20 protein-coding genes, 4 tRNA genes and 1 other RNA gene are annotated in these 21,283 nt (G+C 66.7%); 9 read left to right on the forward strand and 16 right to left on the reverse strand.

The window, feature by feature from the left end; all coding sequences use genetic code 11:
• Window positions 1-136: 136 nt before the first annotated feature.
• On the reverse strand, window positions 137-454 hold the full coding sequence (locus AC5P74_RS15690; RefSeq protein WP_005415486.1) for a DMT family transporter: 318 nt from the start codon (window positions 452-454) through the stop codon (window positions 137-139).
• Between the two features lie 300 nt (window positions 455-754).
• Here AC5P74_RS15690 and ffs point away from each other — a divergent pair.
• An RNA gene (gene ffs / locus AC5P74_RS15695) (signal recognition particle sRNA small type) lies at window positions 755-851 on the forward strand.
• Between the two features lie 148 nt (window positions 852-999).
• On the opposite strand, the gene AC5P74_RS15700 is transcribed toward ffs, so the two are convergent.
• Window positions 1,000-1,767, reverse strand: coding sequence for an MBL fold metallo-hydrolase (locus AC5P74_RS15700; protein WP_005415485.1), 768 nt, complete (start codon window positions 1,765-1,767; stop codon window positions 1,000-1,002).
• The gene (locus AC5P74_RS15705; protein WP_053500321.1) at window positions 1,767-2,516 is read right to left on the reverse strand and encodes a 3-deoxy-D-manno-octulosonic acid kinase; all 750 of its coding nucleotides are present in this window, start codon (window positions 2,514-2,516) and stop codon (window positions 1,767-1,769) included. The genes AC5P74_RS15700 and AC5P74_RS15705 overlap by 1 nt, the downstream gene beginning before the upstream one ends.
• Before the next feature lie 20 nt (window positions 2,517-2,536).
• Between AC5P74_RS15705 and AC5P74_RS15710 the strand changes: the two genes are divergently transcribed.
• Window positions 2,537-3,583, forward strand: a complete 1,047-nt coding sequence (locus AC5P74_RS15710) for a glycosyltransferase family 9 protein (protein ID WP_005415483.1) — start codon at window positions 2,537-2,539, stop codon at window positions 3,581-3,583.
• Window positions 3,584-3,601: 18 nt separating this feature from the next.
• On the opposite strand, the gene AC5P74_RS15715 is transcribed toward AC5P74_RS15710, so the two are convergent.
• Window positions 3,602-4,006, reverse strand: coding sequence for a DUF6165 family protein (locus AC5P74_RS15715; protein ID WP_253136014.1), 405 nt, complete (start codon window positions 4,004-4,006; stop codon window positions 3,602-3,604).
• Between the two features lie 517 nt (window positions 4,007-4,523).
• Window positions 4,524-4,614 (reverse strand) — tRNA-Ser (locus AC5P74_RS15720).
• 165 nt (window positions 4,615-4,779) lie between these two features.
• On the opposite strand from AC5P74_RS15720, the gene AC5P74_RS15725 reads away from it, so the two are divergent.
• Window positions 4,780-5,484 (forward strand): PP2C family protein-serine/threonine phosphatase, encoded by a 705-nt coding sequence (locus AC5P74_RS15725; RefSeq protein WP_005415481.1) that lies wholly within the window; start codon window positions 4,780-4,782, stop codon window positions 5,482-5,484.
• A gap of 69 nt (window positions 5,485-5,553) precedes the next feature.
• Here AC5P74_RS15725 and dnaQ read toward each other — a convergent pair whose 3' ends face one another.
• Genes dnaQ through AC5P74_RS15740 form a run of 3 tightly spaced genes read right to left on the reverse strand, consistent with a single transcriptional unit; the run spans window position 5,554 to window position 7,399 of the window.
• Complete coding sequence (gene dnaQ / locus AC5P74_RS15730) at window positions 5,554-6,285, reverse strand: DNA polymerase III subunit epsilon (protein ID WP_005415480.1); 732 nt, start codon at window positions 6,283-6,285, stop codon at window positions 5,554-5,556.
• A gap of 4 nt (window positions 6,286-6,289) precedes the next feature.
• Complete coding sequence (gene rnhA, locus AC5P74_RS15735; protein WP_005408275.1) at window positions 6,290-6,742, reverse strand: ribonuclease HI; 453 nt, start codon at window positions 6,740-6,742, stop codon at window positions 6,290-6,292.
• Window positions 6,743-6,754: 12 nt separating this feature from the next.
• Entirely contained in the window at window positions 6,755-7,399 is a 645-nt protein-coding gene (locus AC5P74_RS15740; protein ID WP_065185797.1) for a methyltransferase domain-containing protein, read from the reverse strand.
• Between the two features lie 11 nt (window positions 7,400-7,410).
• Here AC5P74_RS15740 and gloB point away from each other — a divergent pair, with 11 nt between their 5' ends.
• A complete protein-coding gene (gene gloB, locus AC5P74_RS15745; protein WP_346607565.1) occupies window positions 7,411-8,175 on the forward strand; it encodes a hydroxyacylglutathione hydrolase in 765 nt (254 codons plus the stop codon).
• Window positions 8,172-9,374, forward strand: coding sequence for a lytic transglycosylase domain-containing protein (locus tag AC5P74_RS15750; protein WP_032953978.1), 1,203 nt, complete (start codon window positions 8,172-8,174; stop codon window positions 9,372-9,374). The genes gloB and AC5P74_RS15750 overlap by 4 nt, the downstream gene beginning before the upstream one ends.
• Window positions 9,375-9,555: 181 nt before the next feature.
• On the opposite strand, the gene AC5P74_RS15755 is transcribed toward AC5P74_RS15750, so the two are convergent.
• Window positions 9,556-11,511, reverse strand: coding sequence for a peptidyl-prolyl cis-trans isomerase (locus tag AC5P74_RS15755; protein ID WP_171957845.1), 1,956 nt, complete (start codon window positions 11,509-11,511; stop codon window positions 9,556-9,558).
• Window positions 11,512-11,737: 226 nt separating this feature from the next.
• Between AC5P74_RS15755 and AC5P74_RS15760 the strand changes: the two genes are divergently transcribed.
• Genes AC5P74_RS15760 through AC5P74_RS15775 form a run of 4 tightly spaced genes read left to right on the forward strand, consistent with a single transcriptional unit; the run spans window position 11,738 to window position 15,681 of the window.
• A complete protein-coding gene (locus AC5P74_RS15760; RefSeq protein ID WP_346607564.1) occupies window positions 11,738-12,694 on the forward strand; it encodes an NAD-dependent epimerase/dehydratase family protein in 957 nt (318 codons plus the stop codon).
• 11 nt (window positions 12,695-12,705) lie between these two features.
• Entirely contained in the window at window positions 12,706-13,866 is a 1,161-nt protein-coding gene (locus AC5P74_RS15765) for a glycosyltransferase (RefSeq protein WP_428986916.1), read from the forward strand.
• Window positions 13,844-14,449, forward strand: coding sequence for a hypothetical protein (locus AC5P74_RS15770; protein ID WP_141750772.1), 606 nt, complete (start codon window positions 13,844-13,846; stop codon window positions 14,447-14,449). The genes AC5P74_RS15765 and AC5P74_RS15770 overlap by 23 nt, the downstream gene beginning before the upstream one ends.
• Window positions 14,446-15,681 (forward strand): glycosyltransferase, encoded by a 1,236-nt coding sequence (locus AC5P74_RS15775; RefSeq protein ID WP_005415471.1) that lies wholly within the window; start codon window positions 14,446-14,448, stop codon window positions 15,679-15,681. Before AC5P74_RS15770 ends, AC5P74_RS15775 begins: the two co-directional genes overlap by 4 nt.
• Window positions 15,682-15,814: 133 nt before the next feature.
• On the opposite strand, the gene AC5P74_RS15780 is transcribed toward AC5P74_RS15775, so the two are convergent.
• From AC5P74_RS15780 to clpP, 7 genes are all read right to left on the reverse strand, one after another.
• Window positions 15,815-15,891: transfer RNA gene (locus AC5P74_RS15780), tRNA-Asp, on the reverse strand.
• A 29-nt stretch (window positions 15,892-15,920) separates the two neighbouring features.
• Window positions 15,921-15,997 (reverse strand) — tRNA-Asp (locus AC5P74_RS15785).
• Window positions 15,998-16,023: 26 nt separating this feature from the next.
• A tRNA-Val gene (locus AC5P74_RS15790) sits at window positions 16,024-16,098 on the reverse strand.
• Window positions 16,099-16,109: 11 nt separating this feature from the next.
• A complete protein-coding gene (locus AC5P74_RS15795) occupies window positions 16,110-16,382 on the reverse strand; it encodes an HU family DNA-binding protein (protein WP_005408270.1) in 273 nt (90 codons plus the stop codon).
• 220 nt (window positions 16,383-16,602) lie between these two features.
• A complete protein-coding gene (lon, locus tag AC5P74_RS15800) occupies window positions 16,603-19,053 on the reverse strand; it encodes an endopeptidase La (RefSeq protein WP_005415470.1) in 2,451 nt (816 codons plus the stop codon).
• 143 nt (window positions 19,054-19,196) lie between these two features.
• The gene (gene clpX, locus AC5P74_RS15805) at window positions 19,197-20,486 is read right to left on the reverse strand and encodes an ATP-dependent Clp protease ATP-binding subunit ClpX (RefSeq protein ID WP_053500971.1); all 1,290 of its coding nucleotides are present in this window, start codon (window positions 20,484-20,486) and stop codon (window positions 19,197-19,199) included.
• A gap of 126 nt (window positions 20,487-20,612) precedes the next feature.
• Entirely contained in the window at window positions 20,613-21,239 is a 627-nt protein-coding gene (clpP, locus tag AC5P74_RS15810; RefSeq protein WP_004146318.1) for an ATP-dependent Clp endopeptidase proteolytic subunit ClpP, read from the reverse strand.
• Window positions 21,240-21,283: the final 44 nt, after the last annotated feature.

Raw genomic sequence — 21,283 nt, forward strand, 5'->3', positions numbered from 1 at the left:
GTGCCAGCGGCATGTGAATCGCGCGCGTTATTTTCATGACGCACGTCAAATAAAATAGGCAGACAGAATGGTTTTGCCGAAAATGCATATCGCTGCATGTGGCGGAGAATCCATTCCCCGCCATGAGTAAATAAATTCAGCTGCTGGAGAGTTTCATCAGCACCAGGCCGGAAACAATCAGCACCGCTGCACCGATCCGCATCGGGCTGACCTGCTCCCCCAGGAACACGATGCCGACCACGAACGCGCCGACCGCGCCGATGCCGGTCCAGATCGTATAGGCGGTGCCCAGCGGCAGGCTGCGCATGGCCACCGCCAACAGCCAGAAGCTGGCGATCATGCCGATGATGGTGACCACGGTGGGGGTGAGACGGGTGAAGCCTTCGGACTGCTTCATGGACACGGCCCAGACGATTTCCAGCAGGCCGGCAAACAATAGATAGATCCAGGCCATGACGGCCCTCCTCTTGGTAGGGCCAGGCCGTCCTGGTCTTTGATTCCCGATATGGGGGAGGTCGTTCCTCCTGGCCGGCATTCTAGCAACGGGAGCCACGCCCGGCCGCCGTGGCCGGGAACGGGTTACAGCCGATTCAGTGCGTGAAGCTGGCATCGACGCACCCGCCTGCGCTAGAATGAGCGCCTGCCATCGGCTAGCCGATGTGCAGTCCGGCTGTGGTCTCCGGCGCATCGCGCGCTGCTTCCCCTGATCCGTGAACTGGCCGCCCTCGGGGCGGCCAACGTCTCTATGGTGGCCCCGTCGGCCCCTCGCGACGCTAGGTCGAAAACCCCGCCAGGGCCGGAAGGCAGCAACGGTATCGATCGACGCGGGCGCCGAGGTCAGCCGGCGGGGCCATCGCCTTTTCTGGCGACACCCGGCCCTGGCAGCTGCCAACCCTGGTTGGCGCCCCTCGCCGGGCATGGCCCAGCGCTACTGCAGCGCTCGCTCCAGCGCCTCCAGTTCGGCAGCCCGCGCCGTAACAGCGGGCTGGCCGGTCCTGCTCACGGCGGATCCTGCACCAGTACGTGCGGCGCGGTCGGGTCGGCCAGCGGCACGCACTGCCCCGGCTGCGCCACGCGGTGCCCGCGCACGGCCAGCGCTTGGCCATCGGCCACGCTGGCGTAGTGGTAGAGCATCATCCGCGCCTGCAGTTCGATGCTGTACTCACGCTCCAGGTCGTCCACGCCCGTGTGTGACGGGTTGCCATGCAGGCCGCAGTCGTGGGCGATCAGTTCGTTGTCGTTGGCGTAGCGCGCCAGCATCTCCGGAATCGGCCGGGTATCGCCGCTCCAGGTCAGCGCGCCCTGCAGGCGCAGGCCATAGGCCGTCTCCGGCCAGTGATGGCGCACCGGAAACACCTCCAGGCGCATCCCCTCATGCCAGAACGCCTCGCCCACCACGATCAGGTGGAAGGCATCCCAGAAGTTCGCACCGCCCTCGGCCAGCACGTTCGGATAGTCAGCAATGCGCTTGTGCAGCAGCGGCACCACCGTGGCAGGCACGTACAGGCGCACCTTGCCGCGCCGGTGCGCATTGAAGAAAGTGTCCACGAACAGGCGCTCGAAGCCGGCCACATGGTCCAGGTGCACATGGGTGACGAACAGCGCCTGCGGCATGTGCCCGTAGTGCGCCTTGAACGCGGTGAGGCCTTCACCGCCGCAATCGATGGTCAGCCACGGGCGACCACCGCGCTCGATCACCGACATCGGCGATCCCAGCTCGACCGCCGACGCATTGCCGACGCCGAGGAAACGCAACGACCAGTCCATCAGGTGCCCCGGTTCCACGCCATGTCATAGGCACGGCGCAGCCGTGCGTAGTCCTTCTGCACATCTTCCACGCTGCGCTCGCCACGCAGCTTGACCAGCGAGCGCAGCAACCGCTTGAGGTTGCGTTCGCGCCAGCCGGTGGCCGGGATGCGGATCACCCCACGGTCGAAATCGATCAGCCAGCCATGGCCACTGCCATCGAACAGGATGTTGTGCGCGTTGAGGTCGGCATGGTCCAGGCCGGCACGGTGGAAACGGGCGATCAGCCGCCCGGTCTCTTCCCAGGGCGCGCCCCGGCCCGCAACCAGTGCGCGGTCGGCCAGCGAGCGCACGCCCTCGATCCGTTCCATCAGGATCGCCGCCCGGTAGCGCAGGCCCTCACGCATGTAGAACGCGGCGATCGGCCGTGGCACCGGCAGCTTCTTCTCGCGCAGCGCGCGCATCAGGCGGAATTCGGCGAAGCTGCGGGTCCGGTCCGAGCCGCGCCAGAGGTACTGGTCGTGGCTGATCCGGGCCGCCATGCCGCCGCGCAGGTAGTGGCGCAGCACGCTGGCACCGAACGGCGCATCGACGAACCAGGCGCTGCCGCGGCCGCCCTCGCCCACCGGGCGGGCCTTGCTGCCCCAGTGCTGGGGCGAGAACAGGCCAATATCGGCTTGCCGCAGCCGCTCGCGGTCGAACAGAATGGCCCCGATGCCGCGACCCTCGCGGCATGGCGTCAGCGCTTCATTGGCGTCGAATGCGACCATTTCATTGAGTCTAACAACACATGGCATCAGCGTCCTCCTCCTTGTGCCTCCTGCGCTTGTCCGCACTTGGCGATGTCACCCACGTGGTGCCCCTGGTGCGCACCCTGCAGGCCGCACGCCCGGACACGCCGATCCACTGGATCATCGACAAAGCCGGCCACAAGCTGCTCGACGGGCTGCCCGGCGTCACCTTCCATGCCTACGACAAGAAGAGCGGCATGGCCGGGGTCAAGGAACTGCGCAGGCACCTGCCACCGGGGCGCTTTGAAGCGTTGTTGCAGATGCAGGTCGCGTTCCGCGCCAACCTGCTGTCGGCCTTCATTCCGGCCGAGCGCCGCATCGGATACGACCGCAGCCGCTCCAAGGACCTGCACGGGCTCTTCATCAACGAGCGTATTCCCGATCGCCCCGGCATCCACGTGCTGGATGCCATCGGCAGCTTCTGCGAGCCGCTGGGCCTGCGCCAGACCGAAGTCAGCTGGGATCTGGCCGTGCCGCCGTCCGCCTTCGAGTGGGCCGCCGCGCAGTGGCAGGACGATGGCCGCCCGGTGCTGATGATCTCGCCCTGTTCCAGCCACGTGCGCCGCAACTGGTACGCCGACCGCTACGCCGCGGTGGCCAACCATGCCGTCCAGCGCGGCTGGCGGGTGGTGCTGTGCGGTGGCCGCAGCGAACTGGAGCGCCACATGGCCGATGCGATCCAGGCGCAGCTGCAGACGCCTGCATTGGACCTGGTCGGCAAGGACACGTTGAAGCAGCTGCCTGCCCTGCTGGCCCGCGCCAATCTGGTGATGACCCCGGACTCGGGCCCGATGCACATCGCCAACGCAATGGGCACCAAAGTACTGGGGCTGCATGCGGCCAGCAATCCGGACCGCAGCGGCCCGTACTCGGACCGCCGCTATTGCGTGGACCGCTACGACGACGCAGCGCGCAAGTACCTGGCCAAGCAGGCCACCGATCTGAAGTGGGGCACCAAGATCGAGTTCGACGATGTAATGGAACTGATTACCGTCGAAGACGGTATCGCCGCCTTCGAACGCTACGTCGCCGACCACCTGGGGTGAGCGGCGGACTGCCCGGGATCACGTGCGCTGCGCGTAATCCTGATAGGACTTCTCTTCCACGTACGCCGAACCCAGCGCCAGGTTGATCGCCTTCTTGATGCGCGCGCGCTCGTCGTTGCGCAGGTAGACACTGCGCGCCAGGTCGATGAAGGCCTGGTCGAACGCCTGCGCCTTCTCCTTCAGGCGGATGTCGTCCTCGATGTCCCACAGCTGCTCGTTGACCGCCTTCAGCTCGGCACGCAGCTTGGCGATGTCCTTCACCGCAGCCGGGTGTGCCATCCAGGTCTGCTCCAGCGCCGACAGCTCCCTGCGCACATTGGCCAGCTTGCCCTCGTCGCTGATGCGCTCGGACTTGATCTGCAGGATCGAGATCTTGTCCAGCAGCTCGCCGAAGGACACGGGGACGAGGATTTCAGCGGTCATGGGGAAAAGCTCCAGCAGGTGATGCGTACATGTTAACCCGCAGCGTCCGCACGGATATCCCGGGTAGATCCACGCCATGCGTGGATGAGCCTGCCAGCAGGAACAGCATCCACGCACCGCGCGGATCTCCCGTGATCCATCTGGAGGACCAAGCCCCTCTGTTGAGTGGCTGCCCCGACAGGGGCGGGGAGAGGCCGGCAAAGGGAGGGGCCCACGCGTTGCGCAGCAACGTGTGGGGCGACGCGCGCAAAGCGCGTCGTGTCCCGCGCCAGATCAGGACATGGTCACTACGCCGCAAATCCCGATGTGCATCCACGGATGGCGTGGATTCACGGAGGCAATTTGGTGGAACAAGCCCCTCTATTGAGGGGCTGCCCCGACAGGGGCGGGGAGAGGCCGGCGAAGGGAGGGGCCCACGCGTTGCACAGCAACGTGTGGGGCGACGCGCGCAAAGCGCGTCGTGTCCCGCGCCAGATAAAGAAAAAGGGCTGCCGTTCGGCAGCCCTTTTTCTTTATCTGGCGGAGAGGGGGGGATTCGAACCCCCGAGGCGCTATAAACGCCTGCCTGATTTCGAGTCAGGTACATTCAACCACTCTGCCACCTCTCCGGGTGGTCCCCGGCGGACCGGGGACGCGCATCATACGAGGAAGTGAGGCCGGCGACAAGTCATTCCGGTCAACGAAGTGAAAATTTCCTGAGTGCATGCCTTGCCGGATGCCTGCAGCCCCCCGATGATGCCTGTCTCCCCAGCAATACCCCGCACCCGCACCCCATGATCGAATTCGGACACCTCACTCACCCCGGCCTGCGCCGCGAGCTCAACGAAGACACCTACTACGGTGACAGCGAGCTGGCCCTGTGGCTGGTGGCCGATGGCATGGGTGGTCACGCCTGCGGCGAGGTGGCCAGCGCGCTGGCGCGCGAAACCATCGTGCGCGAGATCCGCCGTGGCGCGCCGCTGGCCCAGGCCATCCGCACCGCTGACGAAGAGATCATCCGCGCCTCGCGCCGGCGCAACGACACCCTGCCGATGGGCACCACCGTGGTCGCCGCACGCGTGCAGGGCAATCGCTATGAAGTGGCATGGGTCGGTGACAGCCGCGCCTATCTGTGGCGTGACGGCCAGCTGGCCCAGCTCAGCCAGGACCACAGCGTGGTGCAGGAACTGGTCGCGCAGGGCAACCTGACGGCCGAACAGGCGCGTGCGCATCCACATCGCAACGTGGTCACCCAGGCGCTGGGCGTGACCGACCCGGCGCATCTGAACGTGGCCACCACCAGCGGTGAGCTGCGCCCGGGCATGCAGCTGCTGCTGTGCAGTGACGGCCTGACCGAGGAAGTGGACGACCGAAGCATCGCCCGCACCCTCGCCTTCGACGATGCCAGCGCGCAGGAATGCGTGGACACGCTGGTCGCGGCCGCGCTCGACGGCGGTGGCCGCGACAACATCAGCGTGATCCTGGTGCGCTGCCATTAAGCGGCAGATCCACGCCATGCGTGGATACGGCACTGCCGGCCAGCGTCCGGCAGTACCCCATGCCAGGCATTACGCGCTGGCGGGCTCTTCCACCTTCGGGCCATCCCACAAGGCGTAGCCGGCCTTCTTGCGCAGTCGTTCCAGACGCGCGCTGTGCGCTTCCAGTTCAGACGGGGTGGCCACCACGCGTGGGCGCGGCAGCAGTTTGCTGGTATCGAAGGCCTGCAGCGCGGCACCGGCGCCACCACCGTCATCGTCGCCCATGCCGAAGCCGATCTCTTCCTGGCCCGAGGTCAGCGCGATATAGACGTCGCCCAGGATCTGCGCGTCGAGCAGGCCGCCATGCAGCGCACGGTGCGAATTGTCCACGCCCAGGCGCTTGCACAGCGCATCCAGCGAATTACGCTGGCCCGGGAAGCGCTCGCGCGCCATCACCAGGGTATCGATCACCGTGCAGCGATCGGTGATCTTTCCATACTGCGGGCCCAGCAACGACAGCTCGTTGTCGAGGAAGCCCAGGTCGAACGCCGCGTTGTGGATGATCAGCTCGGCGCCATCGATGAAAGCCAGGAACTCATCGGCGATCTGCGCGAAGTCCGGCTTGTCAGCCAGGAACTCCAGGGTCAGGCCGGTGACTTCCTGCGCGCCCTGTTCGAATTCGCAGTCCGGCTTGATGTACTGGTGGTAGTTGTTGCCGGTCGGGCGGCGCTTGAACAGCTCCACGCAGCCGATTTCAACGATGCGGTTGCCCTTCTTCCATTCCAGGCCGGTGGTTTCGGTATCGAGGATGATCTGGCGCATGGACTCAGTTTACCGGGCTGGCGTCACGGATCTGGATGGCCGCGTTGCGCGCCAGGGTATCCACCCGCTCGTTGTCCGGGTCACCGGAGTGGCCCTTCACCCAGCGCCAATCGATCTGGTGCCGCAGCGTCGCCGCATGCAGGCGCTCCCACAGCTCGCGGTTCTTCACCGGGTCGCCGCCGGCGGTCTTCCAGTTCTTGCGGATCCAGCCGGGCATCCATTGGGTCAGGCCCTGCCGCACGTACTGCGAATCGGTATAGAGCACGATGTTGCACGGCTCGGTCAGCGTTTCCAGGCCGGAAATGGCCGCCATCAGCTCCATCCGGTTGTTGGTGGTGTGCGCTTCGCCGCCGCTCAGTTCACGCTCGTGGCCCTTGTAGCGCAGCAGTGCAGCCCAGCCGCCGGGGCCAGGATTGCCAAGGCAGGAGCCGTCGGTGTGGATTTCAATGGTTTTCAATACAACTCCAGATCAGGTAGCAACGGTGCCGTGCCAACGCACCGGCAACGGTTTCGGCCCGGGCAGGGCCAGCGTTCGCTTTTCAGCATGGAACAGGCAGGCCGCGCGCAGTGGCGACCAACCGCCCGGGCGACGGCTGCCGGCGCCGCGCCAGAGCGGGCCGAGGAAACGCATATCGTCGCACTCCAGCCCGTGGCGGCCGAGCAGCAGGCGGATCCGCTGCGGCGTGCGCACCACCAGCCCGTGCTGGCGCCAGTGCGTGCGGTAAGGGCTGAACGGGTTGAGGCTGCTCAGCCACAGATGGCCGCCCGGCATCAGCACGCGCTCGCACTCATCGAGCAACCGATCAGCATCAGCTGCGGTGACATGCTGCAACACGACCGCATTGACGCTTTCATTGGCCAGCGGCAGCGGCAACGCACAGCGGGTGTCGCCTGCATAGCCGTGCCCCTGTCGGTACAGGCGCAGGCCGCGCCCGCCAAGCTGCGCATCGTCCAGCCATGCGGCACTCGGCGCGATCCACAGCCAGGGCTGCACCGGCAGCAACGACAGCTGCGGCAGCAGCAGTTGCCGCTCCAGAACGCGCAGGGCTTCCGCCGGTTCGCTGTCGAACCACGGGGTCTGGCTCGCTTGACGGGTGCTCTGCAGCGCGGGCATGGTCCAATTCTATGCGACTGACTGCCCTGCCCGCATTTGCGGACAACTACATCTGGACCTTGATCGACGACGACGGTAACGCCGTGGTCGTCGATCCCGGCGATGCCGCGCCGGTGCTTGCGCTCGCCGATCAGGGCCTGCGCGTGGACACGATCCTGCTCACCCATCATCACGATGACCACATCGGTGGCGTGCCGGTGCTGCAGGCACGTTTTCCTGGAGTCCGGGTGATCGCACCCGTCGAGGAGCGCATCCCCACGGCAACCGAACGGGTCGGCGAAAGTGAACGCGTTCAGGCACTGGGCCAGGCGTTCCACGTACTATCCGTGCCCGGGCATACCCGCAGCCACATCGCGTTTCACACTGCTGAACATCTTTTCAGCGGAGATTCGTTGTTCAGCCTGGGCTGTGGACGCCTGTTCGAAGGTACGCCGTCCCAGCTGCTGGCATCGATGCGCAAGCTGGGGGCCTTGCCCGCGCAACTGCTGCTTTGTTGCGCCCATGAGTACACCGTGTCAAATGCCGTCTTCGCGCGGCATGTCGACCCCGCCAACGCTGCCTTGCGGCAGCGCCAAGAGGAGGCTTTGGCCATGCGCCGCGATGACCGTTCCACCCTGCCGGTAACCCTGGCCAGCGAATTCGACTGCAATCCGTTCCTGCGTGTGCACACTGCGCCGATCCGCGCGTCGGTGTCGGCACACCTGGGCCGTGACGTCGTTGACGACGTCGACGTGATGGCCGGTCTCCGGCACTGGAAAGACGGCTTCCGCGCATGATGCGCCGAAGTCTGCCTCTGGCCCTGGGCCTGGTCCTGGGGCTGGCCGGAACCGCCGGCGCCCAGTCGCTGGGCGCTGGCATCGGCCAGAACCTGACCGCCGCCGCGGCCCTGCCGCTGGATCCGGCCGCGTTGCCGGCCGCGTCGGTCCGCAACGGCCAGGAGATCTTCTCCAGCTTCCGCGACGGCCTGGCCGAGCCCACCTGCAATGCCGAGGCCACCAGCCCGCGCTGGCAGAAGCAGTTCGCCCACGCCCCGTCGCGCCTGGCCAACCAGGATGACGATGCACTGGTGCTGTTCGGCTATGTGGTCGAAGAGCTGCGCAAGGCCAACCTGCCTACCGAGTTCGCGCTGATTCCGTTCGTGGAAAGCGGTTACCGGCCCAATGCACGCAATGGCAGCGGCCCGACCGGCCTGTGGCAGTTCATCGCCACCACTGCGCGCAATCACCGCGTGCCCATGGCCAACGGCTACGACGGGCGCCTGTCGGCGGTCGATTCCACCCAGGCCGCAGTGCGCTACCTGAAGACCCTGCACGGCATGTTCGGCGGCGACTGGCGCCTGGCCACCATGGCCTACAACGCCGGCGAGTACCGCGTGCTGCAATCGATGCGCAAGGCCGGCATGAACGCGCAGAACGCCAAGCCCTCGGCGCTGCCCGGCCTGTCGCCGGTCACCCATGCCTACGTCGAGAAGCTGCATGCCCTGGCCTGCGTGCTGGAAGATGTGGAAGACCAGCCAGGTGTCATGGCCTCGCTGGACCGCACCGTGCCCGTACTGAAGGACCACACCCTGCCCGCCGGCACCAGCGTCCAGCAGTGGGCCGCACAGCGCGCCCTGGACCCGGCCAGGATCGTCCGCCTCAACCCCGCCCTGGCCGGCGGTGGGCGCGTCTCGTCCGGCACCACCCGCGTGCTGGCGCCGGTCTCGGCCGCCAGCGCGACCGTGGCGGACACCGCCACCGCACTGGTGGCCAGTAGCGTACCTGTTGCCGCCGCCTCGCCAACGCCGCAGGTCGCCAAGACCGTGGCCGCGATCGCCGATCGTCCGCGCAGCCGCCGCCACACCGTGCGTGATGGCGAGTCGGCCTGGACCATCGCCCGCCGCTACGGCATGCCGGTCAAGGCGCTACTGTCGCTGAACGGCCTGAGCGGCAGCAGCGTGCTGAAGCCGGGCGCCGTGCTGCGCGTGGAGGACTGAGTCCGGCGCGGCACCGCCGCGCCCTGCCCGCCCCTTTTTTCTGGAGAGCCGAGCCCACGCTCGGCTTTTTTCATGCCTGCGCCCAGCAGGCGCAGTCGAGCATGGCTCGACGCTACGCATCGGCAGGCACAAAAAAAGGCCCGGCATTGCCGGGCCTCTCTCATGGGTGCCGCCGCGAGGCTTACAGGTTCGCTTCGGTGGTCTGGATCATGAACTTCTTGCGCATCGCTTCGATGTAGGCCTTGGCTGCGGCCATGCCGTCGATCTGGCTCAGCTGTTCCTTCAGCTGCTTCTGCTGCTCTGCAGTCACTTCCTTGATGTCGCCCGGATTGACCTTGTTCACCGCGAACAGCAGCGCGTGGCCATTGACGTCGACCTTGCCATAGCTCGGCTTGCCTTCAGCCGGCACCGGCGCACTGAAGATCGCGCGGTTGATTTCCGGGGTCGGCACCGGCTGGCTGCGCGGCAGGCCCGGCATCGGGCTCAGCTGCAGCTTCTCGCTGGCGGCCAGCGACTGCAGGGTGGCGCCCGCCTTCAGCTTGGCCAGGATGGCATCGGCCGCCTTGTCGCTGGCCTGGCGCTGGCGATCAGCACGGATCGCAGCGATCACCTGGTCACGGGCCTTGTCCAGCGGCAGGGCCTGTTCCGGGGTGTGTGCAGCCACACGGATGACCACGCTGTGGTTGGTCGCGCCGCCCACGGCGATCGGGTCACTGGCGGTACCGTCCTGCACCAGCACGTCGGAGAAGGCGGCACGCAGCACGGCCGGGTCAGCGGCGATGCCGCTGGCGGTCGCGCGGGTGATCGGGCCCAGGGTCTGCAGCGGCAGGTTCACTTCCTTGGCGGCGGCCGCCAGGTCGCTCGGGCTCTTGTTGATGGCATCGACCAGGCGGCCGGCCAGTTCGTTGAAGCCGCGCTCGCCGTCGGCCTTCAGCTGCTCGGCAGCCAGGGTGTCACGCACTTCCTCGAACGACTTGCCCTGGCCACCGCGCACAGCGGCCACCTTGATGATGTGGTAACCGAACTCGGTCTTGACCGGGCCGATCACGTCACCGGCCTTGGCCGCAAACAGCGCGTCCTCGAACGGCTTGACCATCGCACCGCGCTCGACCCAGCCCAGGTCACCGCCCTGGTCCTTGGAGCCCGGATCTTCCGAATTGGCCTTGGCAAGCGCAGCGAAGTCGGCACCGGCCGTCTTGGCTTCGGCAGCGATCCTGTTCGCCTTGGCTTCGGCGCCGTCACCGGTGATCAGGATGTGCGAGGCCTGGCGCTGCTCCGGCGAGGTGAACTTTGCCTTTTCCTCTTCATAGCGCTTGCGCAGGGTCGCTTCATCGGCCGGGACCGGTGCCGGCAGATTCGCACCGTTGATCTCGACGTACTCCAGCGACACGCTCTCGGCCTGGCGGAAATCCTTGCCGTGGCTGTCGTACCACTGCTTGATCTGATCATCGGTGACCGGCGCGGTATCGGCCGGTACGGGCGGCAACGCGGCCAGCTCGACGTCGCGGGTTTCGCCCAGCAGCTTCAACAGGCGCTCGGTCTCGGCCTGGGTGACGAAGCCGGAGCTCTGCAGGCCCGATGGGATCACCGACTGCTGCAGGCTCTCGCGCACCAGTTCCTGGAACTGGGTCGGGGTACGCGGCGGATTGCCACCGGCCAATGCCAGCCGGTAGTTGTTCTCGTTGAACTTGCCGTTCGAATCGAGGAACGCCGGCATGGTCGCGATGTATTCGCGCACAGCGCCGTCGCCGATCACCACGCCCGCCTGTTCACCGACCAGGCGCACGACCTGTTCGTCGATCAGCTGATCGAGCACGGCCATCTTGTTCTCGGTGCTCTCGAACGCGCGCGGGTCGAAGTTGTCGCCCTGCTGCTGGCGCTCACGCATGCGCTCCTGCTCGAAACGCGTGCGGAAATCCTGCGAGCTGATCTCATGGTGCTGCCACAGCATGCGCACCGGCCACCACGACGGCGCCGAACGCCACCAGGTGGGCGGCGCGGAAACCTTGGCCACGTTCTGTGCGCCAACGCCACCGAGGTAGCTGTTGTCGATCACGAACAGGAACGGAATCATCAGCAGCCCCAGGATCACGGTGACGATCCAGCCTGAGGTCTTGTCGCGGAGTTTCTGCAGCATGGTGAGGAATCACAAGGCCTGATTGGCGAGCCCGGCAGTGTAACCCGCTTCGCGGCCCGCACCAAAAACGGCCCGGAGGCAGGCAGGACAAGGATCTGCGCCGCATGCGCGGCATCCAGGCCGTGCCCGCGCTGGGCGCAGATGCGGCAGCCGGCGCATACTGGCCGGTCAGACGGGCGGCATGCCCTGGCTGCGGCGCGTCACAGGCACAAGGAGGACCCCGTCCATGCGCATCCTGGTTACCGGCGCCTCCGGCTTCGTGGGGGGCGCCCTGCTGCGCCGCCTTGCCGAGGTGCCCGGCGTGCAGGCCTTCGGTGTCGCCCGCCGCCCGCTGCCCCTGCCCAACTACGCCGCGCGCGACCTGTCGCAGCCGTTCGAGCTGCCGTTCCGGCCCAACGTGGTGGTGCATGCCGCCGCCCGCGTTGCCCCGTGGGGCAGCCCGGCGCAGTTCCGCCAGCAGAACGTGGACACCACCGCCCAGGTGATCGAGTTCTGCCGACGCAATGGCCATCCGCGCCTGCTGCTGGTCTCCAGCACCGCCGTCTTCTACCGCGAGGCACACCAGCATGATCTTGACGAGGACAGCCCGATCGGCCCGGTCTTCCTGAATGAATATGCGCGCAGCAAGGCCGAGGCGGAGCGCCTGCTGGCCTGCTACGGCGGCCCGTCCTCCATCCTGCGCCCGCGCGCGGTGTTCGGCCCCGGTGACACCGTGCTGCTGCCGCGCCTGCTGGCGACCGCGCGCCGCGGCGGCGTGCCGCTGCTGGTCAGTCCCGGTGGCCCGCCACGGATCGACCTGATCCACATCGACACGCTGGTGGAGTACCTGCTGCGCGCCGCCCAGGCGCCGCAGCTGGGCCCGGCCTACAACCTGACCAATGCCGCCCCGGTGGACCTGCACGCGCTGCTGCAGCGTTTGCTGGCCGCCCTGCAGCTGCCAGCCCCACGCCGCCGCGTGCCGACCGCGCTGGCCCTGCGCACGGCCAGCGTGATCGAAGCCGCTTGGCGCGCCCTGCGCCTGCGCAGCGAACCACCAATCACCCGCTTCGGCGTTGCCGCCTTCGCCTATTCAAAAACCTTCAATCCGCAGCGCATGCTGGCCGACCTGGGGCGACCACGGGTGTCGCTCGAGGACGGTATCGAACGCTTCATCACCGAGCAGCGTGCGCAATGGGCAGCCTGAGCGTGAACGGGATTGCCCTGGCCAGCCTGCTGCTGGCGGCCCTGTACCTGCTGCTGATGGGCCTCAAGGCCGCCGGCGCCCTGCGCATCCTCGGCCAGCGTCCGCCCCGACCGCAGGCGCCCGCCGGCCATGACGGCCGCGGCGTGGCCGTCCTGCAGCCCATCCTCGGCGGCGACCCGCTGCTGGCGCAGGTGCTTCGGCACAACCTGCAGGCGCTGCCCGGCGCGCATTTCCACTGGCTGCTGGATGAGGCCGACGCCATCGGACGCGCCACTGCGGACGCGCTGTACGCGGCACACCCCGGCCACCAGATCACCTGCCTGGTTTATCCGGCTGCACCGGAAGGGTCCAACCCGAAGACTTTCAAGCTGGACGCGGTGCTGCCCCAGGTGCGCGAGCCGGTGCTGCTGGTGCTGGACGACGATGCGCGCCTGTCGGCGGCGGCGCTGGCGCAGCTGGTCGATGAACTGGGCGTGGCCGGCGTCGACCTGGTCACCGCCCTGCCCTGCTACCGCGATGACGCCGCGCACGGCGCACGACTGATGGCGCAGTTCGTCAACAACAATGCGGTGCTGACCTACCTCGGCCTGCTGCCGTGGCTGCCGCCGCTGTCGATCAACGGCATGTGCTACGCGCTTCGCAGCGAACGCCTGCGTGACCTGGGCGGGTTCAGCCCGCTGCTGCGGATGCTGGCCGACGACTTGGCCCTGGCCCGCGCGCTGCGCCGGCAGGGGGCGCGCCTGTTCCAGTCCACCGCGCCCGTGGAAGTGCAGACCCATGTCCCGACGCTGCAGCGCTACCGCCAGCAGATGCACCGCTGGATGTTGTTTGCGGTGCTGCTGCTGCGCGATGAATCGCCGCGCCTGCGCCTGTTGATCGGCGTGCTGCATGGACTGCCACCGATGCTGCTGTGGGCGTTGCTGGTGCTGGCCGTACTACCGCCCATCGGGCTGCCAACATTCGTTGCCGCACTGGTGCTGATGCTGCGTGCAGGCCTGCTGATGCACCTGCAGCGCCGCGCCGGCGGCCGCGCCCGACATCGTCCGCTGGCCTCGCTGCTGGCCGAACTGCTGCAGCCCCTGCATCTGCTGCATGCGGCCTGCGTACGGCGCATCCGCTGGCGCACCCGGCTTTACCTGGTGCGGGCCAATGATGATTTCCAGGGTGGCTGAGCCGATGCCCACGCCCGCACCGCAACTGCAACTGGCCTTCCTCACCGGCCAGAGCGATCCGGCGCGCTGTGCGCTGAGCCCGCTGCAACGCGCATTCGGCGATGCCCTGCTGGCACCGGGCCGGGTGCTGCATCCCTGCAATTTCCCTTACGACGCCGCTACGCCCGAACACCGGCCCGCCGCATTGCTGGCAGCCAGCTGGCACAACAGCCGCCATTACCTGCGCTCGCGCCGGCCCGGTTTCGCCGCAGCGCACGCACCGGCACTGGTCCAGCTGCTGCACGCCGCACCGCACACCCTGCTACTGGTTGGCAGCTGCGGGCTGGAGCTGCTGGCCAACCTCACCCTGCCTGCCGCCCTGGCGCAGCGCTGCAGCGTGCTGGCCTACGGGCCGGTCGCACGCCGCGCACCTGCGGTCGCCCACCTGCAGATCCTGGTGGGCCGCCAGGACTGGATCTCGCGCCTGGGCTGGCGGGGTGCACGGCAGTGGGTCGACAGCGGCCACATGGACTATCTGCAGCAGCCGGACGTGCTGGCCATCGCCCGCGACCTGGCCGCGCGCCTGCAGCAGGAACACGCATGAAGATCGAACTGCTCGCCCCGCCGTACAGCGGCCATCTGCACCCGGTCCTCGCCATCGCCCGCCAACTGCAACAGCAGCATGAGGTGACCGTGCTGAGCACGCCCGGCGTACAGGCGGCGATCTCGGCCAGCGGACTCAACGGTGGCGTGCTGCTGTCGGCGGACCAGGAAGCAGCGCTGTGGCAGATCGCCAACCCGCCCAAGCCGGTCAAGGCCAACCCGCTGCGACTGCACGCGCAATTGACCCAGGCCCTGCGGCTGATGGAGCAGATGCGGCAGGCGCTGCAGCAGCGCTGGCAACACGCGCGCCCGGATCTGGCCATCGTCGATTTCACCCTGCCGCCGGCGGGCCTGCTGGCGGCCGAGCTCGGCATCCGCTGGTGGACCAGCCTGCCTTCGCCCTGCGTGCTGGACTGCGTAGACGGCCCGCCGCCCTATCTGGGCGGCCAGGGCCCGGCGCGCACGGGCTGGCAGGCGCTGCAGCATGCCGGCGGTCGGCAGCTGACCCGGCTGTTCAAGCGCGGGGTGCACGCCTGGCAGCGCTCGGCGATGCAGCGGCTGGGCGTGCCATCGATCTATCGCGCCGATGGCAGCGAACGCGTGTATTCCGATGAGTGCATCCTCGCCCTGGGCGTACCGGAGCTGGAATTCCCGCGCACCTGGCCACGCGCGCTGCAGTTCATCGGGCCGATGCTGCACACCCCGCACAGCGTGCATGCGGCGCCGCCGTTCGTGGATGGTGCGCAACACCTGCTGGTCACCGCCGGCACCCACCAGGACTGGATCAAGCCGCGCCTGGCCGAGGCGGCGGCGGCGCTGGCGGTGATGCACCCACAGTGGGAGATCCACGTCAGCGACGGCCACCAGCATGAAACAAGCGATGCATTGCAGCCGCTGCCGAACCTGCACCGGCTGCCGTTCGTCGACTACGCGCGGCACCTGCACCGCTATGACCGAGTGCTGCACCACGGTGGCGCTGGCGTGATGTACCACGCACTGCGCGCCGGCGTGCCATCGCTGGTCCATCCGCTGGATTACGACCAATTCGACCACGCCGCACGATTGCAGGAAGCAGGCGCAGGGCTGTGGCTGCGCGATCTGGATCAGCTGCCGGCGCTGTTCGCGCGTGCGCTGCAGTCCGATGCGTTCCCGGGGCTGGCCGCGCTGCAGGCGTCGGTGCAGCGGCATCTGGCGGTGGAAGCGGTGCTCGACCGCGTCGCGTCGCTGCGGTAGCGCCGGGCCAAGCCCGGCGCAGCTCGCTTGAACGGTAGCCCCGGGCCATGCCCGGCGTAGATCGACCCCGAGAAAGCAAAATGCCCGCAGGTCCAGGACCGACGGGCATCTTCGTTGACACTTCAAACTCTGCTGGCGGAGCGGACGGGACTCGAACCCGCGACCTCCGGCGTGACAGGCCAGCATTCTAACCAGCTGAACTACCGCTCCACATGGGCAGAACTTGTTGGGATCCGGGATGGCGGAGCGGACGGGACTCGAACCCGCGACCTCCGGCGTGACAGGCCAGCATTCTAACCAGCTGAACTACCGCTCCACACTCAAACTTTTACCGCGGTGCTGTGGTGGGTGCTGAGGGTTTCGAACCCCCGACCCTCTCCGTGTAAAGGAGACGCTCTACCGCTGAGCTAAGCACCCCAGCGAGCCGCTTAGTTTACAGCATCCTTCAGGGCCTTGCCAGCCTTGAACGACGGATTCTTCGAAGCAGCGATCTTGATGGTGTCGCCGGTCTTCGGGTTGCGGCCGGTGCGGGCAGCACGGTCGCGGACCTGGAAGGTACCGAAGCCAACCAGGGTGACCGCATCGCCGTCCTTCAGCGCCTTGGTGATGGCAGCAACGACGGCATCGACAGCGCGGCTGGACTCTGCCTTGGTCAGGTCGGCAGCTTCAGCAACGGCATCGATCAATTCGGTCTTGTTCATTCTCTACAACTCCTTTGGCGGTGGGTTCCGCTTATTCGACAGGGAAGCAACCGCACGCCATCTGCATGCGGCCGCCATGTGGAAACGGTTCGCCGAATTCCAGCGATCACCAGACTGCGACCACTCATTCGCGAGTGCTGCTTTTATACCAGTGGCCCTACCCCCACGCAAGCTGGAAAGCCAGCAACGACGCGGGTTTCGGGCCATTGGACAGCGCGTGTCAATGCTTGACGCGCGCGTTTCCACTCGGTTTGGCCTTGCTGCGCACCGTGACACGCTGCGCACTCTTGCGCGCCTTCTTCGGTGCCAACGGACGCTCCAGCGCCAGGTCCAGGACTTCTTCGATGTACTTCACCGGCACGATCTTCAGATCGCGGGTGACGTTGGCCGGGATGTCGGCCAGGTCCTTGCGGTTCTCTTCCGGGATGATGACCGTGCGGATGCCGCCACGCAGTGCGGCCAGCAGCTTCTCCTTCAGGCCACCGATGGCAGTGACGCGACCACGCAGGGTGATCTCGCCGGTCATCGCCACGTCGGCGCGCACCGGCACCCTGGTCAGCATCGACACCAGCGAGGTGACCATCGCCGCGCCGGCACTCGGGCCATCCTTCGGCGTGGCGCCATCGGGCACGTGCAGGTGTACGTCGTGCTTCTGCAGGAAGTCGCTGTCGATGCCAAAGCCCACGGCGCGCGAACGCACCACCGACAGTGCCGCCGAAGCCGACTCCTTCATCACGTTGCCGAGCTGGCCGGTCAGGATCAGCTGGCCCTTGCCCGGCACCAGGGTCGATTCGATCTGCAGCAGGTCGCCACCGACTTCGGTCCAGGCCAGGCCGGTGACCAGGCCGATTTCATTCTCTTCCTCGGCACGGCCGAAGTCGAAGCGACGCACGCCCAGGTACTTGTCCAGGTTCTTGCTGGACACGCTCACCAGCGCCTTCTTCTTCGCGCCCTTCTTCGCCTTCGCTGCCGGCTGCGGGCCAGCCAGCGCGATCTCCTTCACCACCTTGCGGCAGATCTTGGCGATCTCGCGTTCCAGGTTGCGCACGCCCGATTCACGCGTGTAGTAGCGCACGATGTCCTGGATGGCATCACTGCCGATCTCCAGCTCTTCCGGCTGCAGGCCGTTGGCCTTGACCTGCTTCGGCACCAGGTAGCGGGTCGCGATGTTGAGCTTCTCGTCCTCGGTGTAGCCGGGGATGCGGATCACTTCCATGCGGTCCAGCAGCGGGCCGGGAATGTTGAGCGAGTTCGAGGTCGCCACGAACATCACTTCGGACAGGTCCAGGTCCACTTCCAGGTAGTGGTCGTTGAACGCGTTGTTCTGCTCCGGATCGAGCACTTCCAGCAGCGCCGAAGACGGATCGCCACGGAAGTCCATCGACATCTTGTCGATCTCGTCGAGCACGAACAGCGGGTTCTTGCTGCCGACCTTGTTGAGGTTCTGCACGATGCGGCCCGGCATGGAACCGACGTAGGTACGGCGGTGGCCACGGATTTCGGCCTCGTCGCGCACGCCGCCCAGCGACATGCGCACGAACTTGCGGTTGGTGGCCTTGGCAATCGACTGGCCCAGCGAGGTCTTGCCCACGCCCGGCGGCCCGACCAGGCACAGGATCGGGCCCTTCATCTGCTTCACGCGCGACTGCACCGCCAGGTATTCAAGGATGCGCTCCTTGACCTTCTCCAGGCCGTAGTGGTCGGCATCGAGCGTATCCTGCGCGACCTTCAGGTCCTTGCGCACCTTGCTGCGCTTCTTCCACGGCACGCCCAGCAGCCACTCCAGGTAGTTGCGCACGACGGCGGCTTCGGCCGACATCGGCGACATCTGCTTGAGCTTGTTCAGTTCGTTGCGCGCCTTGGCTTCAACCGCCTTCGGCATGCCGGCCTCGGCAATCTTGCGGGCCAGTTCTTCCAGCTCGCCCGGCGCGTCGTCCAGGTCACCCAGTTCCTTCTGGATGGCCTTCATCTGTTCGTTGAGGTAGTACTCGCGCTGGCTCTTCTCCATCTGCGATTTCACGCGGCCGCGGATGCGCTTCTCCATCTGCTGCACGTCGATCTCGCCGTCGACCAGGCCGACCAGCATCTCCAGGCGGTCACCGACGGCCAGCGTTTCCAGCAGGCGCTGCTTGTCGGCCAGGCGCACGCTGATGTGCGCAGCGATGGTGTCGGCCAGGCGCGCCGGCTCATCGATGCCCGACAGCGTCTGCAGCAGCTCCGGCGGCAGCTTGCGGTTGGTCTTCACGTACTGCTCGAACAGCGACATCAGCGAGCGGGCAATCGCCTCGACCTCGCGCGCCTCGCGCTCGTCGGTGGCGTCGATCTCCACGGCCTGGCCATGCAGCGAGCCGTCGCGCTCGTCGACGTGGGTGACCTGCACGCGCGACAGGCCTTCAACCAGCACCTTGATGGTGCCGTCGGGCAGCTTCAGCAGCTGCAGCACCTGCGCCAGCGTGCCGACCTGGTAGAGGTCGGCCGCATGCGGGTCGTCGGTCTCGGCCGACTTCTGCGCCAGCAGCAGGATGCGCTTGTCCGCCTCCATTGCCTGTTCGAGCGCGTGCATGGACTTGTCACGGCCGACGAACAGCGGGATGACCATGTGCGGGAACACCACTACGTCGCGCAGCGGCAGGACCGGCAGGTCGAGGGTTTCACTTGGGGAACGGGCCATGGGGGCTCCAGGGAAGGGGGAAAACCGCCTCCGGGAGGGCATCTTCCGGAGACAAAAAAAGCCGATGGCCCCGTTATGGGGCCATCGGCTTTCAGATGCAAGGCATTCCTTTAAAATCCTTTCCAATCAACAACCTGGAAGGATCACTCGGCGCCTGCGGCCTTCTGTTCAGGGGCCGCCGGGGTCTGGTAGATCAGGTACGGCTCGGACTTGTGCTCGATCACCGATTCGTCCACGACCACCTTGCTGACGTTCTCCTGCGACGGCAGGTCATACATGGTGTCCAGCAGGACCGATTCGACGATGGTGCGCAGGCCACGGGCGCCGGTCTTGCGCTTGAGCGCCTTCCTGGCGATGGCCGACAAAGCGTCCGGACGGAACTCCAGCTCGACGTTCTCCATCTCGAACAGCTTCTTGAACTGCTTGGTGATGGCGTTCTTCGGCTCGGTCAGGATCTTGATCAGGGCCGGCTCGTCCAGCTCCTCCAGGGTCGCGACCACCGGCAGGCGGCCGACGAACTCGGGAATCAGGCCGAACTTGATCAGGTCTTCCGGCTCGACGTCCGCCAGCACCTTGCCCACTTCCTGCTTGCGCTCGCTGCTCTTCACCTTGGCGCCGAAGCCGATGCTGCCGACGTCGGTGGAACGTGCCTGGATCACCTTGTCCAGCCCAGCGAACGCGCCGCCGCAGATGAACAGGATGTTCTTGGTGTCCACCTGCAGGAATTCCTGCTGCGGGTGCTTGCGGCCGCCCTGCGGCGGAACGCTGGCCACGGTGCCTTCGATCAGCTTCAGCAGGGCCTGCTGCACGCCTTCGCCGGACACGTCGCGGGTGATCGACGGGTTCTCGCTCTTGCGCGAGATCTTGTCGATTTCATCGATGTAGACGATGCCCTGCTGCGCCTTCTCGACGTCGTAGTCGCACTTCTGCAGCAGCTTCTGGATGATGTTCTCCACGTCCTCGCCCACGTAACCGGCTTCGGTCAGCGTGGTGGCGTCGGCCATGGTGAACGGCACGTTGAGCAGGCGGGCCAGGGTCTCGGCCAGCAGCGTCTTGCCCGAACCGGTCGGGCCAACCAGCAGGATGTTCGACTTCGCCAGTTCGACGTCGTCGTTCTTCTGCCGGCTCTCGATGCGCTTGTAGTGGTTGTACACGGCCACGGCCAGCGTGCGCTTGGCACGGTTCTGGCCGATCACGTACTGGTCGAGGACCTCGAGGATCTCGCGCGGCTTGGGCAGCGAACTGCGCGCCGACTGCGCCTTTTCCTCAAGTTCCTCACGAATGATGTCGTTGCACAGCTCCACGCACTCATCGCAGATGAACACGCTCGGACCCGCAATCAGCTTGCGCACTTCATGCTGGCTCTTGCCGCAGAAAGAGCAGTAGAGGATCTTGCCGGTGTCCGTGGAACGACCTTGGCGGTCTTCGCTCATGCTTCGCTTACCCAGTTACCCCACCCGCTGAACGGGGGTTCGATTCGAGAATAGCACAGGGCCGAGGGGACACCAGTCCCACCCGACCCTGCAGGAACGAGGCCTCCCTGGCCCCGTGAAGGCCGGTCAGCCGGCCTGGATCGACTCATCCGGACGACGCTCCAGGACCTGATCGACCAGACCGTAGGCCTGCGCCTCGAAGGCGCTCTTGAAGTTGTCGCGCTCGGTATCACGGGCGATCGTCTCCAGCGACTGGCCGGTGTGCTTGGCCAGCACCTCGTTCAGGCGCGAACGCAGGGTCAGGATCTCGCGCGCGTGGATGTCGATGTCGGTGGCCTGGCCCTGGTAGCCACCCAGCGGCTGATGGATCATCACGCGCGAGTTCGGCAGCGCATAGCGCTTGCCGGCTTCGCCCGCGGCCAGCAGCAGGGCGCCCATCGAGGCGGCCTGGCCGATGCAGGTGGTGCTCACATTCGGCTTGATGTACTGCATGGTGTCGTAGATCGCCATGCCGGCGGTGACCACGCCACCCGGCGAGTTGATGTAGATGTTGATGTCCTTTTCCGGGTTTTCCGATTCCAGGAACAGCAACTGCGCCACCACCACGTTGGCCATGTGATCGTCGATCGGGCCCACGAGGAAGATCAGGCGCTCCTTCAACAGGCGCGAATAGATGTCGTAGGCACGCTCGCCGCGGCTGGTCTGCTCGACCACCATCGGAACCAGGTTCAGGGCTTTGGTTCGGTTGTCCATTACGTGAGGTACCTATCTTGGGGGGCAACAACCCCGCGCCGGCA

The organism is Stenotrophomonas sp. YJH_SMC_94-11 (assembly GCF_059370435.1).

Coding starts and splice junctions, on each gene's coding strand:
- AC5P74_RS15770 (WP_141750772.1), top strand. CDS start 13,844: ATGATGATTTCCAGGGTGGCTGAGCCGATGCCCACGCCCGCACCGCAA.
- AC5P74_RS15775 (WP_005415471.1), top strand. CDS start 14,446: ATGAAGATCGAACTGCTCGCCCCGCCGTACAGCGGCCATCTGCACCCG.
- AC5P74_RS15795 (WP_005408270.1), bottom strand. CDS start 16,382: ATGAACAAGACCGAATTGATCGATGCCGTTGCTGAAGCTGCCGACCTG.
- AC5P74_RS15700 (WP_005415485.1), bottom strand. CDS start 1,767: ATGGACTGGTCGTTGCGTTTCCTCGGCGTCGGCAATGCGTCGGCGGTC.
- AC5P74_RS15710 (WP_005415483.1), top strand. CDS start 2,537: ATGGCATCAGCGTCCTCCTCCTTGTGCCTCCTGCGCTTGTCCGCACTT.
- clpP (WP_004146318.1), bottom strand. CDS start 21,239: ATGGACAACCGAACCAAAGCCCTGAACCTGGTTCCGATGGTGGTCGAG.
- clpX (WP_053500971.1), bottom strand. CDS start 20,486: ATGAGCGAAGACCGCCAAGGTCGTTCCACGGACACCGGCAAGATCCTC.
- AC5P74_RS15750 (WP_032953978.1), top strand. CDS start 8,172: ATGATGCGCCGAAGTCTGCCTCTGGCCCTGGGCCTGGTCCTGGGGCTG.
- dnaQ (WP_005415480.1), bottom strand. CDS start 6,285: ATGCGCCAGATCATCCTCGATACCGAAACCACCGGCCTGGAATGGAAG.
- AC5P74_RS15690 (WP_005415486.1), bottom strand. CDS start 454: ATGGCCTGGATCTATCTATTGTTTGCCGGCCTGCTGGAAATCGTCTGG.
- AC5P74_RS15725 (WP_005415481.1), top strand. CDS start 4,780: ATGATCGAATTCGGACACCTCACTCACCCCGGCCTGCGCCGCGAGCTC.
- AC5P74_RS15760 (WP_346607564.1), top strand. CDS start 11,738: ATGCGCATCCTGGTTACCGGCGCCTCCGGCTTCGTGGGGGGCGCCCTG.
- AC5P74_RS15755 (WP_171957845.1), bottom strand. CDS start 11,511: ATGCTGCAGAAACTCCGCGACAAGACCTCAGGCTGGATCGTCACCGTG.
- AC5P74_RS15715 (WP_253136014.1), bottom strand. CDS start 4,006: ATGACCGCTGAAATCCTCGTCCCCGTGTCCTTCGGCGAGCTGCTGGAC.
- gloB (WP_346607565.1), top strand. CDS start 7,411: ATGCGACTGACTGCCCTGCCCGCATTTGCGGACAACTACATCTGGACC.
- AC5P74_RS15705 (WP_053500321.1), bottom strand. CDS start 2,516: ATGGTCGCATTCGACGCCAATGAAGCGCTGACGCCATGCCGCGAGGGT.
- AC5P74_RS15740 (WP_065185797.1), bottom strand. CDS start 7,399: ATGCCCGCGCTGCAGAGCACCCGTCAAGCGAGCCAGACCCCGTGGTTC.
- lon (WP_005415470.1), bottom strand. CDS start 19,053: ATGGCCCGTTCCCCAAGTGAAACCCTCGACCTGCCGGTCCTGCCGCTG.